The 314-nt window shown below is 51.0% G+C and carries 1 protein-coding gene; it reads left to right on the top strand.

Going from position 1 to position 314, the window contains the following annotated elements; genetic code table 11:
- Positions 1–314: DUF6094 domain-containing protein (locus FDX19_RS25230; protein ID WP_249357607.1), on the top strand; the 314-nt coding region annotated here is incomplete at both ends.

Consider the following 314-nt stretch of genomic DNA (forward strand, 5'->3'; position numbering starts at 1 on the left):
CACTGTGCCACGATGGCTGATGTGACGCTGTATGGCGACCTGATGGACACGATTATCTCGCAGCAGGCGTTTTCGATGCTGTTTCTTAATCCGCCTTACGGAGATGTGACAACGGGTGAACGCGACAGCGACAAAACCGGACGTGAACGGCTGGAGAAACAGTTCTACCGGCGTACCGTGGATAACCTGATGTACAACGGCATTCTGGTGCTGATTATTCCGTTTTACACGCTGGATAAGGAGTTTTCCGGCTGGCTGGCAAACAGCTTCACTGATGTACAGGTGTTTTCTGCTGCAACTGAGCAGTTTAAACA

The organism is Citrobacter sp. wls619 (assembly GCF_005281345.1).
In the GTDB taxonomy this organism is placed as follows: domain Bacteria; phylum Pseudomonadota; class Gammaproteobacteria; order Enterobacterales; family Enterobacteriaceae; genus Citrobacter.